This window comes from Catenuloplanes japonicus (genome assembly GCF_000717135.1).
Classification (GTDB): domain Bacteria; phylum Actinomycetota; class Actinomycetes; order Mycobacteriales; family Micromonosporaceae; genus Catenuloplanes; species Catenuloplanes japonicus.
Map to the genome: position 1 here is coordinate 20,537 of NZ_JNXY01000005.1, position 14,142 is coordinate 34,678.

Sequence of the window (14,142 nt, forward strand, 5' to 3'; positions counted from 1 at the left end):
ATCCACTTTGAGTGGATCATCGCGTGGCGCGGTTCGTGGCACGAGCGCCATAACGTCCGCGCCATGCCAGCTCAGAAACGCGATCGCGGACGCATCGAGACGCTGCCGTCAGGCTCACTCAGGGTGAAGGTGTACGCGGGCATCGACCCGATCACCAAGCGCCGGTACGACCTCACCGAGACGATCCCGCCGGGGCCGCGCGCCGACCGTGAGGCACAGAAGGCGTTGACCAAGCTGCTGGGGCAGCTCGACGAGCAGCGCAACCCGAAGACGCGGGCGACGGTGAATCAGCTGATCGACCGGTACCTCGAAGTGCTGCGGGTGGAGGGAACAACGCGGCCCACGTACGAGGGATACATCAAGAACCACATCCGGCCGCTGCTCGGCACGGTTCCGGTCGCGCGGCTCGGCGGTGAGATCTTCGACTCGTTCTACGCGGAACTCCGGAGGTGCCGCGCGCACTGCCGTGGACGCAAGTACGTCCAGCACCGGACCAATCGCGTGCACGAGTGCGACCGGCGCTGTGGACCGCACGTCTGCCGGCCGCTATCGGACTCCACGATCAAACAGATCAACGGCATCCTGAGCGGCGCATGCAACCGCGCGGTCCGCTGGGGCTGGCGCGGCACGAACCCGATCGACCAGGCCGAGCGTCTGCCGGGCGGGAAGCCCGACCCTCAACCGCCGACGCCGGACCAGGCCGCGCGGATCACGACGGAAGCGTGGACCGATCCGGACTGGGGCATGTTCGTCTGGCTGGCGTTCGTCACCGGGGCGCGCCGCGGCGAACTCTGCGCGCTCGCGTGGGACCGGCTCGACTTCTCCACCGGCGTGCTGACGATCCGGAGCAGCATCGCGCAGCACAACGCGATGACGTGGGAGAAGCACACCAAGACGCACCAGCAGCGCCGGATCGTGCTTGACGATCAGACGCTCGCGCTCCTCCGGGCGTACCTGCGGCTGTGCACGGAGCGCGCGGCCACGATCGGCGCCGAACTGCTGCCCAGCGCGCGGATCTTCTCCGGCGCGCCGGACGGCAGCACGTGGTTGAAGCCCGGCACCGTGACACAGCGGTTCGTGCGGATGTGCGCGCGGCTCGGCATGGACAAGAACCTTCACCAGTTGCGCCACTACTCGGCGACGGAGCTGATCGGCGCGGGCGTGGACGTGCGGACCGTCGCGGGGCGGCTCGGGCACAGCGGGGGCGGCACGACCACGCTCCGGGTCTACAGCGCGTGGCTTGCGGAGGCGGACCAGCGGGCGTCGGGCGCGCTCGCTGCGCGCATGCCGGAGTTGCCCGCAGGCGTTTCGGTGGAGGAAGACCTCACGGCGCTCGAACGCGCCGTCACTGAGGATTCGGCGCCGTACCACCGGATCGCGGCCGACCTGCGCGGCGCGATCCGGTGCGGGGCGATCCGGGAGGGCGACCCGCTGCCCGTCGTTGCCGAGCTGGCCGCGCGGTACGGCGTCGCGGCCAGCACCGCGCACCGTGCGGTGGCACTGCTGGCCGACGCCAACGAGGTGGTGGTCAGGCGCGGCAAGCGCGCGGTGGTCGCCGGCGCTCAGGGCTGAGCGTCTGCCCGCTCTGCCAGGGCCTTCAGTTCGGGCGAGGCCGACCGGCCCGCGATCAATATCAGCTCACGGATCGCGTTCCGGGCCTCGACGTGGGTGTGGATGAGTTCCGGGGCGAGGCTTTCCGCGTCGAGTAGGTGCGCGAGAGCCTCCCCGGTCTGCCGGCGCTGTGCGTAGGCCCGGCCCAGGTCCATCGCCAGACGGGCGCGCCGCTCCACGGAGAGGTCGTCCGAGGCAATGCTCTGGCCCACGTCGATCGCCTCGCCGGCGTCGCCGAGCTCGACCGCGATCGAGACCGCCTGAATCTGGACGTTGGTCGGTCCGAATTCGAGGTTGAAGTCGTTCCGATCCTCGCCGAGCTGCGCAGCGACCTGCCGTGCGTTCGTGATCTCTTCGCGGGCGCCGGTGCGGTTGCCCGAGCGCGCGTAGACCAGCGCCAGCGCGAGGTGCATCGAGCCGAGTATGGACAGCGCCTCCGGGCGCGCGGTGGCGTCGCTGATGTGCTGCCGGAGCGCGCTGACCGCGGTCGCGGCGGCGTGCTCACCCTGGTCGAGGTGCTTCAGCCGGACGAACGCCTGCACCAGCCGGAAGATGCTGGCGAAGACGTGCAGCGCTTCTCCGGACCTTTCTGCGGCGCTGATTGCGCGATCAGCGGAAAGCCACGCCGCGTCCGGCTCGTCCTGGCGCACGAAGGCTGCGGATAGAGCCTGATAGGTGCGGCTGAGTAGGAGCCACACTTCGCTCTGGTCGCTCGCCGGCGCGGTCCGCGCCGACCGTTCCAGCCGTGGGACAAGAGGACCGATCAGCGTGCTCAAATCCGCGTATCGGCTTGCGTGCGTCAGCTCCCAGATGTTGTCGACCGCGGACCGCAGGTCGTCGAGACTGACGGGCACGGCATCCTGCGGTGGCGCGAGCAGTACGTCCGGCGCCGGGTGGCCGGAGATGACCAATCGGGCCTGGTCAAGGTCGTTCGCGGCATCGTCGACCTCGCCGCGCTCGCTGACGAGTTCCAGCGACGGGGCATCCGGCCGGAGCGACTGCAGGGAGACGCCCAGCCCGTCCGCGAGCCTGCGCAGCACGTCAAGCCGGTTGACCGGCTGAACGCCGCGCTCGACCTGGGAAAGCCAGCTTGAGGTGCGGCCGATTGCGGCGGCGAGTTCCTCTTGCGTCATTCCGCGTTGCTTTCGCAATCCGGCGACCTGTGCGCCGAATTCGCGGCGCTCTTCCGGAATCACGGGCGCATCGGCCCCTTTCCGCTCTGGGCGTCAAGAAACGTGACGCTGAGTCCGCTGAGGAACTGCTCGCGCTCCTTCAGGAAATGCGTCGTGTGCGGCTGCTGCTCGTGGAAGTCGAAGCCGGCGCGATCCGCGTACAGCTCGTAGAAGACGCGGACCAGCGGCTCGTCCGCGACCGTGTGGACCACGTACGCGAGCGTGTCCGGCTCCAAGCGCTCGATCTCCGGCGTGGTGCGAGCCACCAGCGCGTCGAAGCCGTCCGCTGCGTCCTGGTCGCGCAGTTCGAACCGGACGACCAGCCCAAAACCCCTGCTCATGCTGCCTCCCTAGGCGTTCGCAACCAGCTTCCCAGACTCGCAGGTTCACTGTCATTCGCAGATTTTCTTGACTCGCAGAAAAACTGCGCTTACGTTCGTAGAAGCACTGCGAGTCATGCCACTGCTGACAGAGATGCAGCCTGTGGACGCTCGTGACCTGCCCAGATACGGGAGGACCGAGGATGGACAAGCGCTTCTACACCGTCGCCGAGACGGCGGCCCTGCTCCGGCTCTCCGAGCCGACGCTCTACCGCGCGATCCGGACGGGCGAGTTCCCGTCGATCAAGGTCCGTGGTCGCTACGTCGTGCCGGCGAAGGCCATCGACCAGCTGGAGACGGACGCCCTCACGGACCCGCAGGACGACGACCCGACCGACCAGCTCGGGAGCGCGGCCTGATGACGAACCGCCATCGAGTGTCCGTGCGCTGCGTGCGCCGGCTGTTCCCCGCCAACCACCCGCTGCTGCCGGTCGCCACGCGCCTCTGCCAGCACCGCAAGCCCGGCGCGGACCCGTGCATCACGTGCTGGGAACTCACGATCAGGAACGACGAGCGCGTGGTGGTGGAGTTCGAGCTGCCCCGTGAGGTCGAGACCGACCGGTTCTACGTGGACGAGATCGCGGTCGAGCGGGCCTGCCGCGGCGAGCGCGTCAACCTCACCCGAGCCGAGCGCCGGGCCGCCATCGAGCTGCTGCACACGCGCCGTCTCAGCCCCAGCCAGATCGCCCGCGTGCTCCACACGAACGACGATTCGGTCCGGGCCACGCTCAGCGCGATCGTGCGGCCGACTTCGCAGCTGCGGGCGGTGGCGTGATGACGGTCGACACCGGCAAGCGTTCTGACCCGCGGGTGATGCTCGCGAGGATCTCACTGATGGCGGAACTGCCGATGCCTCGATCGATTCGCTTTCACGGTGACATCGGCTCTGGGGTGCTGGCGCTGACGTTCGACCGGATCGCTGACGGTCAGGCGTGGTCGGCATATCTCGGTGGTCAGGCAGGTTCCGAGGTCACGGACGGCGTCCGCTATCTCAAGGCGAGCTGGATCACCTGGGGCGGCTGGCAGTTGCACCTCAACGCCAGTGAGCCGGTCAGCATCGATACCGCGCTCGACCAGGCGACCACGGAGCGGCTTCACCTGCTCGTTTCGCCGGAGGTGGCGGCATGAGCAGTCCTGCCGTGCTGGAAGAGGCCGGCGTTTCGGCCAAGGTGCTGCCGCTGCTGCCCGCGGCGCTGGATGTGGCGATCGAGCTGGGCGCGCTGCCGCCGCGAGACCTCTTGAAGAACACACTCCACATCGGTTCCGACCGCGCCGGCGAGATCCGTACCGCGCTCGCGCGGATCAACTGGGACCTGGTGGGCAGCATGTTCACCGGCGGCGACCTGGCGCCGGAACACCGGGAGGCGTTGCGTGCCTCGCTGCTGAGGATGGCAAGCGGCGAGTCCGCCGGCCCGGTCGAGCTGCCCGCCGCGCCGTCCCCGCGCCGCCTCACGGCCGTCCCGGATCTCGCCGACGCGGAGACCAGCGACGCTGCGGACGAGAGCATCACCACGCCTGGTCAGCCTGACCAGGCGGCTGTGCCCGCCCGTGCCGACGCCGAGACGGCTGACCCTCCCATGCCGGGCGGATCGGTCGACGCGAGCGTGGACGCGGCCGAGGTCACGATGCCGCCCGCACCGGGCGAGATCACGCCGAGCGCCGAGACGGACACAGCCACATCCGGGAGCGTCGTGCCGACCGATCCGCCCGGCATGAGTGAGTCAGCCGCCCCTGTCGTCGACCAGGCGGCCCCATCGCCTGACACCGCGCCTGACAGCCCGGCACCGGCGAGTTCAGCACGGCGTAAGCCGGTATGGCCGGTGCTGATCCTGTGCCTGCCGGCGTTCGTCGCGATCTGGTCCGGGTGGGTGGAGCTCGGGCAGATGTCCGGGTTCGGGGTGGTGCAGCCGCTGCCGGGGATCGTGGACGACTTCCACCTGAACACCGCGATCACGCTCCCGATCGGCGTGGAGACCTACGCGGCGTACGCGCTGTGGGCCTGGCTCTCCGGCATCGCCGGCACCGCGGCGGCGCGCCGGTTCGCGAAGTGGTCGGCGCTGGCGTCGCTCGCGGTCGGCGCGCTCGGCCAGGTCGCCTACCACCTGATGAGTTCGTGGGGCTGGACGACCGCGCCGTGGCCGATCACCGCCGCAGTGGCGTGCCTGCCCGTCGCGGTGCTCGGCATGGGCGCCGCGCTCGCGCACCTGCTCCACAGCACCGATGAGCACTGACCCGGTGGGCGGCACCGTCGCCGCTCGCGCACCGCATGGTCCCGGAGCGTGGCCTTCCCTGGCTGGCACCTCGAACGGCCACGCTCCGGCCCTCCCGATCCGATCCCGCCGAAACGGCCGATTCGAGGAGACCCACATCGTGACATCCACCCACGTGGCGCCACGCATCGCCACCATCCCCCGCTCCCGCCGGCTCCCGCTCCCGCTGCTGCCCCGCCGGGCACGGCCGCTGGTCGGCCGGACCGCCGACGTCCACCCGGACCAGCCGGAGCAGCGGCTCTGCCTGCACTGCCGCCGGCTCATCCCGGCCGCCGCGATCGGCGCCCACCTCGACCGGCACCCCGCGATCCGGGTCCGGAGCAGGTTTTTCCTGCACTGGCGTCGCCGGGTCCTGACCCTGTCCGAGATGCAGCGCCTGACCCAGAACTGGAGTCGTACCGATGGCTGAGAGCTTCTTCGCGACGCCGCGCCAGCTGTGGCGGGCGCTGAACTGGATGCGCGACATGGACCTCGCCGGGCAACACTGCCGGGTCGTCACGATCCTCAACGAGTGCCAGCCGCTCGACTTCGACGACCTCGCGGCGCTGGAGGACCGGGGCTGGGTGCGGTACTGGCTGCCGACCGCCGCCGGTGACATGCCGTTCCTGTGGTCCGACCTGATCCACCGGGCACCGGTCCGGGTCACGAGTTTCGGGGTCATCCACATGACCCCGGCCGGCATGACGCGGGTGACCGAGCCCTGGAACAAGGTGCTGCGGCTCCTCCACGAGCACGGACGCCGGAGCAGCACGCTCGCGCAGGCCCGGAAGGTCAAGCAGATCGCCGGCGTCAACGACAAGACGCTGATCGAGATGGCCGAGTGCGACCTCATCACCGCCGACACGGAGTCGATCCCGCTGGCCGCATTCCGCAAGCTCCCGGCACAGCTGCCGCTGAGGCTCGGCCCGAAGGCGCACTGGTACCTGCGCGAGGGCGTCATCACGGTCCGCCGCAACGGCGTGTTCTCCCACCACATCCTCTGACCTGCGAAAAGGAGAACTGACTATGGCTCGCTTGATGCCGGACAAGGACCTCCGTACCGATGAGGACCTGATCGAACTGTTGGAGCACATCCGCAAACTGGGGATCGCCGGTCACGACGAACTCGATGAGCTGGCCGGGCTGATCCGGATGAAGATCGAGCGGTACGGGCGCCGGAACGGGCTCGGGGCGTGGAAGTCGAAGATGTGGGCGCGCACGGTGGCGCTGCCGATCGGCCGGTCGGCGGACGCGATGCTGGCGGTGGCCGGGTACGCGAAGGTGTGCAAGAACCGGTTCGAGGCGTTCGTGGTCGCGCTCGACGAGCAGGACGCGGGCCGGTCGGACTTCGAGGTCACCCAGCGCCGGCGTCCGAGCCCGCGGCGGGCCGCCTGATGCGGGGCCGGCAGTTGAGCGCGGACCTCGCCCGCGGGGCCGCCTACGAAGTCCAGGGCAACCCGGCGCCGTACATCGTCCCGCCGGTCGCCGCGATCGCGAACCTGATCCTCTCGGGGATCCTGTCGCTGGTCTGGGGCGCCTACGCCGACGCCGACACGTGGCAGACCGCATGGCGCTCCGGCCTGATCCTGGTCTGCGCGGCCGCGATCGTGGCGACGACGTGGGCGGTCGGTAGGGCGCGTAAGCCCGAGCTGCGGTTCGCATCGCTGCTGATGTCGAGCGGGTCGTGCGTGGGCCTGTTCGTGCTGACGTTCCGCGGCTGGACGCGCGACTCCGTGATGGTCTACCTGATCGTCATGGGCTGCGCATCCGTGCTGCTCGCGCTGACCCGGCTGCTGCGCGGTGACGGCACCGACGCCCGGCCGGGTGTGTTCGGTGAGCTGGGTGAGCGGGTCCGGGAGTTGCAGGACATCGGCGCGACCGGCAAGTCGAAGGTGGTCGACGGCCGGGTAGTGACCCCGATCGGGATGGTCGCCGGCGGGGACTTCGACACCCTCGCCAAGCCCGAGGTCCGCCGTGCGGTCGCATCCGCGCTCAACGTCCCGGCGGGAGGCGTCCGGATGATCAGCGACCGCGACAACGTGCGGACCGGCCGCATGGAGGTCTCCCCGGTGGACATGCTGGAAAACCCGCCGGCATGGCCGGGCCTGTCCGCCCCGGGTGGGTCGATCGCGCAGCCGATCCGGCTCGCGGTCTACCAGACCGGCAAGCAGGTGCCCCTGTACCTGCCCGGTGACCCGAAGGCCGACCGGAACGCGATCGGCGTGATGTTCCTGCTCGGCCAGTCCGGATCCGGGAAGACCGACTTCCAGATCGACCTCGCCGCCGAAGCGCGCTCACGCCGGGACGCGCTGGTGACCTACATCGACGCCCGGAAGGGTCTGCAGCTGCCGAAGGCGCTGCGGGCGAACGTGCACACGTTCATCCACCAGCCGGCCGAGGCCGAGAGCTACCTCGACGGCGTGGTGCCCGAGGTCGCGCGCCGGGCGGCGCAGATGGGCGAGCACGGCTGTGAGCAGTGGACGGCCGGGTGTCCGGACTGCCCGAAGTTCCTGGTCATCATCGTGGATGAGGCGTCGAAGTTCGTCGAGACCAGCGAGGAAACGCTGGTCGAGCTGGCGGAGTCGGTGCGGTCGGTCGGGATCTTCATGCTGCTCGGATTGCAGCGCGCCACCGGTGACCGGATCCCGACCTCGGTCCGCTCCACGATCGGCGGCGCGGCCTGCATGGGCGTCAAGAACGTCGGAGAGGCCAGCTACGTGCTCTCGGACGAGACGATCGCCGCGGGCGCGGACCCGTCGTGGAAGAACGAGAAGCCCGGCGCGCTCTACGCCGAGCTGCCCGGCACCGGCCGCGACGACTGGTCGTTGCCAGCCCGCACGTACAAGCCGGACCGGGACGGCGTGCTCGCCGAGCTGGTCGCCTACCTGACCTCGATCGGCGAGGCCACCCCCGGCGACCCCGGCCCGGAGCCGGCGGCGCTGCCGGTGCCGGCGGGCGAGCCCGGCGAGCCGGTCGACGACCCGGGCGCCGATGAGGTGGACGATCCGGAGTGCCCGCCGCTGGAGATCGACCCGGGCTGCGAGCCCGACCCTGACCCGCGGACCCCGATCACGGTGCCGGACCGGCCGCGGATCGACCTGTCGCTGGAGCCGTCCGCGGGGCAGACGTTCTCTCCGCACCAGGCCCGCGAGATCTTCCGGCAGGCCATCCTCCAGGCCCGCGACGAAGGCACCCGGTTCGTCAAGCCGTCGTCGTTCTCCCCGATCCTCGACGTGGTCGGCGAGAACGGGCTCGCGCCCTCCACGATCACCAAGATTCTCGGCGAGTTCTGCCGGCCGGAGCGCGGGCCGCTGCTGCGCCGCGCCGCCGACCGCGGGGTGTACGAGATCCTCGACGACCCCGACCGCGAGCCCGCACTGGCGGGTTCGGCTACGTAGCGCAACTGGGTCCGCGCGTGTTTCACGCACTTCACGCGTTTCACGCGCGGACCCGCCAGCGGCCCCCAACGCGCGCGTGCGCGTACGCGCGAGGTCCGTGAAGTCCATGAAACGTGAAGTCCGTGCAATCCGTGAACATCACCGGAGAGTGAGCACCCCATGAACTGGATCCGGCAGGCCCGCCGAGGCGCCGCCGACGAGTTCGGGCGACGCATGTGGCGCTGGTTCCTCGCCGCCGCGATCGTCCGTCGCGCGGTCTTACCGCTCCTCATGCTCGCCGCGCTCGCCATCGCCACGGGGATCGCGATCCGCTGGTCCGTGTGGTGGCTCCCGCGTCTCGCGAGCCTCGCGCTCGCCGCGGCCACGTTCACCGCTGTCGCGTGGGCGTTCTACATCGGCGCCGTCATCCACCACCGGCTGAGGTGGCGGCCCGCACCGCATACGGCGATCCCGGTCGCGCTCGCGCTGCTGACCGCAGGCGCCGGTGCCCTGTTCTGGCTTCGCTGAACGGAAGGACACAGACATGACTGACTCACCCGACCTGAACGTCCGCATCTTCGGGGACGCGAGCACGATCAACCGGCTGATCACCGTTCTGCGCGGGATAGATCCGCGCCTCGACCTGCGGCAGCGCACCCGCCGCGACGGCGGCCCTTCCGCCTATGTCCAGATGCGCATGCCGGTTGTCGGTAGCACCGACTCGACCAGCGCGCCGGACAGCCGGACTGGACCCCAGCTCAGCACGGATCAGGTTCGAGCGATTTTCCGGCAGGCGATCGAGGATGCTCGGGCGGACGGCGTCCGGCACGTCAGGCCGACGACGTTCGCCAGGGAGTTCGCGTCCGTCGTTGAGGCCATCGGCCCGGACAGGTTCGGCCCGCGGTTGATCTACACGGTTCTTCATGAGCTGTGCCGGCCGGAGCACGGTCCGCTGCTGCGCCACAACCGAGAGCGCGGCGGCTACAACATCCTGGACGTTCCCGAGGTTCCGGACCCGGCATCCACGCACGCAACGACTTCAGCCGATGTGCAGTTGGAGCCGTTGACGGGTGATGGCCAGCCGCGCTGTCAGGCGCGCCGGTTCGGGGCTCAGTGCCGCAAGCCGGCGGGGCACGGGTTCAGCCACTACGCGAGTTTCGACAACCATTGGTCACTGACCAGTCCGCTCGACGGCCCGTTCGGGCCGTTGCGCGACTAGCCGGGCGTCGATCATGTCGAACGGAGAGGTGCCGGTCGGCCTGGAGGTCTGGCTGATCGGCACCACCACCGAGCTGGACGCAGCGCTCGCTGCGTGGCAGCACATCGGCCGGCTGATCTACCGCTCCCCACTCCGGCAGCTCGACGGCGCCGGCGACACCGGCCGATTCCGCCTCTACGTGCGGGTCAGCATCGCGGTCGCCGCGTCGACCAGCACGCGCCACAAACAGCCAACGCCAGCCGCGGGCGCGACGCTGGTCGACCTGGACACGGCACGGCAGAAGCGGGGCGCGTAATGGCCCGCATCCGCGCCACCTTCCACGACCCGGACGGCGTCCGGCACGGCATCCCGACCTTCTGGTGGCGCGGCGCCCCGGACGGCTACGCCACCACCCGCCAGCTACGCGCCCGCGGCCTGCGACCCGGCGGACAGCCCGTTGCGGCGCAGGTGATGTGGGCCGGAATCGGCGGGACGCGGGTGGCGTACCTCTACCGGATCGACCTCGCCCGCCCCAAGCGCACCGCGACGCCGGCGCAGCAGCGCGCGATCCGGGCCGCGCTGCGTGCCCGCCGGACCTGCCCTACCTGCACGAAGGTCCGCGCCTACTACATACCACGGTCGCTCGGCGAGTGCCTGACCTGCGCGAACGTCTGACTACCCCGCTTCTAGATCGGAGGTCTCCCATGCCTGCACTGCTACAAGCCGCGCTCAACGCGGCCGACCACGGCTGGCCGGTCTTCGTGCTCGGCCGCTCCAAGCGCCCGGTCGCGAACTGCCCGGCCTGCCCGAAAGCCGAGGTCGACCCGACACACGACCGGGAAGCCTGCCCCTGCCTGGCCTGCCACGGCTTCTACGCCGCGACCCGCGACCCGCAGCGCATCGCCGCGATCGTCGCCGCGGTCCCGCGCGGTCAGCTCGCGGTCCGCACCGGAGCACCGTCCGGGCTGGTCGTGGTGGACGTCGACCCGGCCCACGGCGGCACCCGCACGCTGTTCACGCTGATCCAGACCGGGATGCTGCCACCGACCGCGCGGGTACTGACCGGGTCCGGTGGCCTGCACCTGTACTACGCCCACCCCGGCCAGCCGATTCCGTGCAGCCAATCCATGCTCGGGCCGGGTATCGATGTCCGCGGTGACGGTGGGTACGCGGTGCTCCCGCCCTCGATCCACCAGGGCACCGGATGCCCGTACCGGTGGGCGCCCGGCGGGTGGCCGGTGGAGGAGATGCCCCCCGCACTTGTCACCGCGTGCGCTCCGGAGCCGACTCCCGCGCCGTCCGGAGCAGCAACCGATCCGGTGACCCTCGCCAGCGCGGGGGGCATCTCCTACCCCGATCGGCTCCTGGACGCGCTCCTGCACCGCGTGCGCACCGCTGGGGAGGGCCGCCGCCGCACCACCCTCTACGGCGTTGCCCGCGGCGTCGCCAAAATGGTTGCTGCCGGATGCCTCACCTCCACGGACGCGGAAGCCGTGCTCACCGGTGCGGGTCGTGAGGCCGGGCAGAGTGAGCGGGAGATCCGGGCCGCGATCGCTGGCGGGTTCCGCGCTGAGGGCGTGGCGCTGTGACCACCCCGGCCCGGCTCCAGATCGTTCCGGCACCCGCCGACCAGCCCGGCCCGGGTACCGGAGGCTGGGACCTGCCCGTACCGCTGACCACGACCACGGCGCCGCCGCCGTTCCCGGTCGACGTGCTCCCCAGCTGGCTCGGCGACATGGTCAGGGCCACGGCCCGGTTCACCCAGACCGACGTCGCGATGGCTGGCGGGGTCGCGCTCGCGGTGCTATCGGCATGCGCCGGTGGCCGGCTCGACGTGGAGGCCAGGCCGGGCTGGCGGGAGCCGGTGAACCTGTTCCTCGCGGTCGTCGCCGAGCCCGGCGAGCGCAAGAGCCCCGTCCACGGCGCGCTGACCGACCCGCTCGAAACGGCCGAGGCGACCCTCGGCGACCGGACCCGCGCCGCGGTCGCCGAAGCGGCGGCGCTGAAAGACATCGCGGCACGGCAGGCCGAGCACGCCAAGAACGTCGCCGCGAAAGCCACCTCGGACAAGCGTGACGACGCCACCGCCGAAGCCCTCGCCGCGGCGCTCGCGGCCGAGGCCATCACCGTGCCCACGCTCCCGCGCCTGTTCGCCGACGACGCCACCCCGGAAAAGCTGGTCTCGCTCATGGCCGACAACGGCGGCCGGATGGCGGTCATCTCCGATGAGGGCGGGGTCTTCGACATGCTCGCCGGCCGGTACTCCAGCACGCCGAACCTCGACCCGTACCTGAAGGGTCACGTCGGCAGGCCGATCCGCGTCGACCGGCACAACCGCGAGGGCGAGTTCATCCCGCGCCCGGCGCTCACCGTGGGCGTCATGATCCAGCCCTCGGTGCTGCGGAAGTTCGGCGGGAACGACGACCTCGCCGGCCGCGGCCTGGTCGCCCGGTTCCTGTTCGTGCTGCCGGCGTCGCTGGCCGGCTGGCGCGAGACCGAACCCGACCCGATCCCCGAAGACGTGCGCGCCCGGTACACCACCCAGGTCCATGATCTCGCCGCGGTGCTGGCCGAGTGGACCGGTCCCGCGGTCGTCACGCTCACCGATGACGCGGCACGGATCCGGGCGACCGCCGCGGCCGAAATCGAGCGCCGACTCCGGCCGGGCGGGACGCTGCGGGACATGCGCGAGTGGGCGAACAAGCTCGCCGGCACCACGATCCGGCTTGCTGGCCTCCTGCACGTTGCGCACCACCCCGCCGACGCGTGGCGGCGGCCGGTTGAGGCCGGCACGATGGCCGACGCGGTGAAGCTGGCCGAGTTCTTCGTCGCGCACTACACCGCGGCCCGGCAGACGATCGTCGCGGACAAGGCCACCGTCCCGGCTCGGTACGTGATCGGCCGCCTGGTCGACAAGGGCTGGGACGTATTCACTGTCCGCCAGCTCCAGCGCAGCGTCTACAAGCAGCTGCCCCGCGCCGCAGAGGTCGTTGCCGCGCTCGACACCCTCGCGCAACTCGGCTGGGTTCGTCAGCGCGACGGGCGCTGGGAGACACACCCTCGCGCCGCCGAACTGCTCGAAGCGGTTGACACGTTGACAGACGACCTCGATAGCGCCTTTACCGCAGGTCAGGCTATCCGGGAGGGTGTCAACCATGCCCGTTGACACCTGGTTGACACCGTTGACACCGACCTGCAGGTGTCAACGGCTGTCATCGGGGTGTCAACGGCCCGGTTGACACCGTAGAACCGGTGCTGAACTGCGGAGACGCCGATTGAAGCCCGACTTGTCATCGTGTCAACGGTGTCAGCGGCTCTACGGAAATAACCCCGCTCAGAGCCCCAAGACAGTTCGATGCATGCCGCCATACCCGGCATCGACAGATCTTGGCTCTACGGCGCTCTCAAAGGGCCGCCCTCCGGGCCGCTACTGCCTACCTCGCGGCATCCTTTCTCACTCCGCCTTGATGCTCGTTCACCCCGCAGGCGCCAAGTTGCGCCGCGCGCGATCTGCCTCGGACGCCTCGACGTGTCAACGGGACAAGGACCACGCCGTTCATCACGATGATCGATTTAAGACGTCTTCACCCTCCGCGCACTGATCGATACTCTTCGCATTCGTGGCATCTCGCAGAAAGTCCAACCTGTGGCGGTACTGGGGCTATGGCGTGCTCGCCGTACTTCTGCTCTCGCTGGGCAGCAACGCCTTCGGCCCCGGCATCTACCTCGCGCTCGTAGGTTTGCTGATCCTCTACGTCCTCTTCCAGGCGCCGGTCTACTGCGGCGCCGTGAACCGGGTTCGGGCGAGCGGTGTCGAGTTCTGTCGCAACAACTCGACGGGCCTGATCCTTGGCTGCCACCTGAGGCAGCACAAGTGGCAGAAGTTCGGCAACGAGTGGTGGTCGCTCAGCTGGCGCGAGAAGACGAGAGGTCTCTGGACGGGCGCCTCAGCGAAGCTGGCAACGGTCAGCGGGGTCATCGGCACCGTCACCGGCCTCATCGGGGTCTTTAAGTAGTCGCCCGCACTCAGGGTGACTACTGATACCGTCGTTTTCTGTCGATCTCGCGTGCTAGCCGTGGTGCGGTTCGTGGCGCGAACCGTGGCTCACCGCAGCCACCCGTGACCGCCATGACAGATATGTGACTACCGTGACC

General features: G+C 70.2%; 18 protein-coding genes. 16 read left to right on the top strand and 2 right to left on the bottom strand.

Annotation, left to right across the window (positions count from 1 at the left end; genetic code table 11):
• Positions 1-63 precede the first annotated feature (63 nt).
• The gene (locus OP04_RS09170) at positions 64-1,572 is read left to right on the top strand and encodes a tyrosine-type recombinase/integrase (protein ID WP_051797467.1); all 1,509 of its coding nucleotides are present in this window, start codon (positions 64-66) and stop codon (positions 1,570-1,572) included.
• Here OP04_RS09170 and OP04_RS09175 read toward each other — a convergent pair.
• Complete coding sequence (locus OP04_RS09175; protein ID WP_157239575.1) at positions 1,563-2,807, bottom strand: helix-turn-helix domain-containing protein; 1,245 nt, start codon at positions 2,805-2,807, stop codon at positions 1,563-1,565. The two genes, OP04_RS09170 and OP04_RS09175, sit on opposite strands and share 10 nt — an antisense overlap.
• Positions 2,804-3,124 (bottom strand): putative quinol monooxygenase, encoded by a 321-nt coding sequence (locus OP04_RS09180; protein WP_033339147.1) that lies wholly within the window; start codon positions 3,122-3,124, stop codon positions 2,804-2,806. The genes OP04_RS09175 and OP04_RS09180 overlap by 4 nt, the downstream gene beginning before the upstream one ends.
• A gap of 182 nt (positions 3,125-3,306) precedes the next feature.
• On the opposite strand from OP04_RS09180, the gene OP04_RS09185 reads away from it, so the two are divergent.
• From OP04_RS09185 to OP04_RS09255, 15 genes are all read left to right on the top strand, one after another.
• Positions 3,307-3,522: a helix-turn-helix domain-containing protein gene (locus OP04_RS09185; protein WP_033339148.1), complete on the top strand. Its 216-nt coding sequence runs from the start codon at positions 3,307-3,309 to the stop codon at positions 3,520-3,522.
• Positions 3,522-3,938: a hypothetical protein gene (locus OP04_RS09190; RefSeq protein WP_157239578.1), complete on the top strand. Its 417-nt coding sequence runs from the start codon at positions 3,522-3,524 to the stop codon at positions 3,936-3,938. Before OP04_RS09185 ends, OP04_RS09190 begins: the two co-directional genes overlap by 1 nt.
• Positions 3,938-4,291, top strand: coding sequence for a hypothetical protein (locus OP04_RS09195; RefSeq protein ID WP_157239579.1), 354 nt, complete (start codon positions 3,938-3,940; stop codon positions 4,289-4,291). Before OP04_RS09190 ends, OP04_RS09195 begins: the two co-directional genes overlap by 1 nt.
• Complete coding sequence (locus OP04_RS56770; RefSeq protein ID WP_408606718.1) at positions 4,288-5,394, top strand: ABC transporter permease; 1,107 nt, start codon at positions 4,288-4,290, stop codon at positions 5,392-5,394. The genes OP04_RS09195 and OP04_RS56770 overlap by 4 nt, the downstream gene beginning before the upstream one ends.
• Positions 5,395-5,533: 139 nt before the next feature.
• On the top strand, positions 5,534-5,842 hold the full coding sequence (locus tag OP04_RS09205; protein ID WP_157239581.1) for a hypothetical protein: 309 nt from the start codon (positions 5,534-5,536) through the stop codon (positions 5,840-5,842).
• Entirely contained in the window at positions 5,835-6,416 is a 582-nt protein-coding gene (locus tag OP04_RS09210) for a hypothetical protein (RefSeq protein WP_033339152.1), read from the top strand. The genes OP04_RS09205 and OP04_RS09210 overlap by 8 nt, the downstream gene beginning before the upstream one ends.
• Before the next feature lie 22 nt (positions 6,417-6,438).
• A complete protein-coding gene (locus OP04_RS09215) occupies positions 6,439-6,807 on the top strand; it encodes a hypothetical protein (protein WP_232323519.1) in 369 nt (122 codons plus the stop codon).
• Between the two features lie 14 nt (positions 6,808-6,821).
• On the top strand, positions 6,822-8,810 hold the full coding sequence (locus OP04_RS09220; RefSeq protein ID WP_085066330.1) for a P-loop NTPase family protein: 1,989 nt from the start codon (positions 6,822-6,824) through the stop codon (positions 8,808-8,810).
• A gap of 159 nt (positions 8,811-8,969) precedes the next feature.
• A complete protein-coding gene (locus tag OP04_RS09225) occupies positions 8,970-9,317 on the top strand; it encodes a hypothetical protein (RefSeq protein WP_033339155.1) in 348 nt (115 codons plus the stop codon).
• A gap of 16 nt (positions 9,318-9,333) precedes the next feature.
• Complete coding sequence (locus tag OP04_RS09230; protein WP_033339156.1) at positions 9,334-10,008, top strand: hypothetical protein; 675 nt, start codon at positions 9,334-9,336, stop codon at positions 10,006-10,008.
• A 13-nt stretch (positions 10,009-10,021) separates the two neighbouring features.
• Entirely contained in the window at positions 10,022-10,303 is a 282-nt protein-coding gene (locus OP04_RS09235) for a hypothetical protein (protein WP_051797326.1), read from the top strand.
• Positions 10,303-10,662 carry an RRQRL motif-containing zinc-binding protein gene (locus OP04_RS09240; protein ID WP_033339157.1) on the top strand — a complete coding sequence of 120 codons (360 nt, stop codon included), beginning with the start codon at positions 10,303-10,305 and terminating at the stop codon, positions 10,660-10,662. Before OP04_RS09235 ends, OP04_RS09240 begins: the two co-directional genes overlap by 1 nt.
• Before the next feature lie 29 nt (positions 10,663-10,691).
• Positions 10,692-11,576, top strand: a complete 885-nt coding sequence (locus OP04_RS09245) for a bifunctional DNA primase/polymerase (protein ID WP_033339158.1) — start codon at positions 10,692-10,694, stop codon at positions 11,574-11,576.
• The gene (locus OP04_RS09250) at positions 11,573-13,153 is read left to right on the top strand and encodes a YfjI family protein (RefSeq protein WP_033339159.1); all 1,581 of its coding nucleotides are present in this window, start codon (positions 11,573-11,575) and stop codon (positions 13,151-13,153) included. Before OP04_RS09245 ends, OP04_RS09250 begins: the two co-directional genes overlap by 4 nt.
• Before the next feature lie 454 nt (positions 13,154-13,607).
• Positions 13,608-14,003: a hypothetical protein gene (locus OP04_RS09255; RefSeq protein ID WP_033339160.1), complete on the top strand. Its 396-nt coding sequence runs from the start codon at positions 13,608-13,610 to the stop codon at positions 14,001-14,003.
• Positions 14,004-14,142 lie beyond the last annotated feature (139 nt).

Coding starts and splice junctions, on each gene's coding strand:
- OP04_RS09210 (WP_033339152.1), top strand. CDS start 5,835: ATGGCTGAGAGCTTCTTCGCGACGCCGCGCCAGCTGTGGCGGGCGCTG.
- OP04_RS09185 (WP_033339148.1), top strand. CDS start 3,307: ATGGACAAGCGCTTCTACACCGTCGCCGAGACGGCGGCCCTGCTCCGG.
- OP04_RS09180 (WP_033339147.1), bottom strand. CDS start 3,124: ATGAGCAGGGGTTTTGGGCTGGTCGTCCGGTTCGAACTGCGCGACCAG.
- OP04_RS09225 (WP_033339155.1), top strand. CDS start 8,970: ATGAACTGGATCCGGCAGGCCCGCCGAGGCGCCGCCGACGAGTTCGGG.
- OP04_RS09240 (WP_033339157.1), top strand. CDS start 10,303: ATGGCCCGCATCCGCGCCACCTTCCACGACCCGGACGGCGTCCGGCAC.
- OP04_RS09195 (WP_157239579.1), top strand. CDS start 3,938: ATGACGGTCGACACCGGCAAGCGTTCTGACCCGCGGGTGATGCTCGCG.
- OP04_RS09235 (WP_051797326.1), top strand. CDS start 10,022: ATGTCGAACGGAGAGGTGCCGGTCGGCCTGGAGGTCTGGCTGATCGGC.
- OP04_RS09215 (WP_232323519.1), top strand. CDS start 6,439: ATGGCTCGCTTGATGCCGGACAAGGACCTCCGTACCGATGAGGACCTG.
- OP04_RS09170 (WP_051797467.1), top strand. CDS start 64: ATGCCAGCTCAGAAACGCGATCGCGGACGCATCGAGACGCTGCCGTCA.
- OP04_RS09245 (WP_033339158.1), top strand. CDS start 10,692: ATGCCTGCACTGCTACAAGCCGCGCTCAACGCGGCCGACCACGGCTGG.
- OP04_RS09230 (WP_033339156.1), top strand. CDS start 9,334: ATGACTGACTCACCCGACCTGAACGTCCGCATCTTCGGGGACGCGAGC.
- OP04_RS56770 (WP_408606718.1), top strand. CDS start 4,288: ATGAGCAGTCCTGCCGTGCTGGAAGAGGCCGGCGTTTCGGCCAAGGTG.
- OP04_RS09190 (WP_157239578.1), top strand. CDS start 3,522: ATGACGAACCGCCATCGAGTGTCCGTGCGCTGCGTGCGCCGGCTGTTC.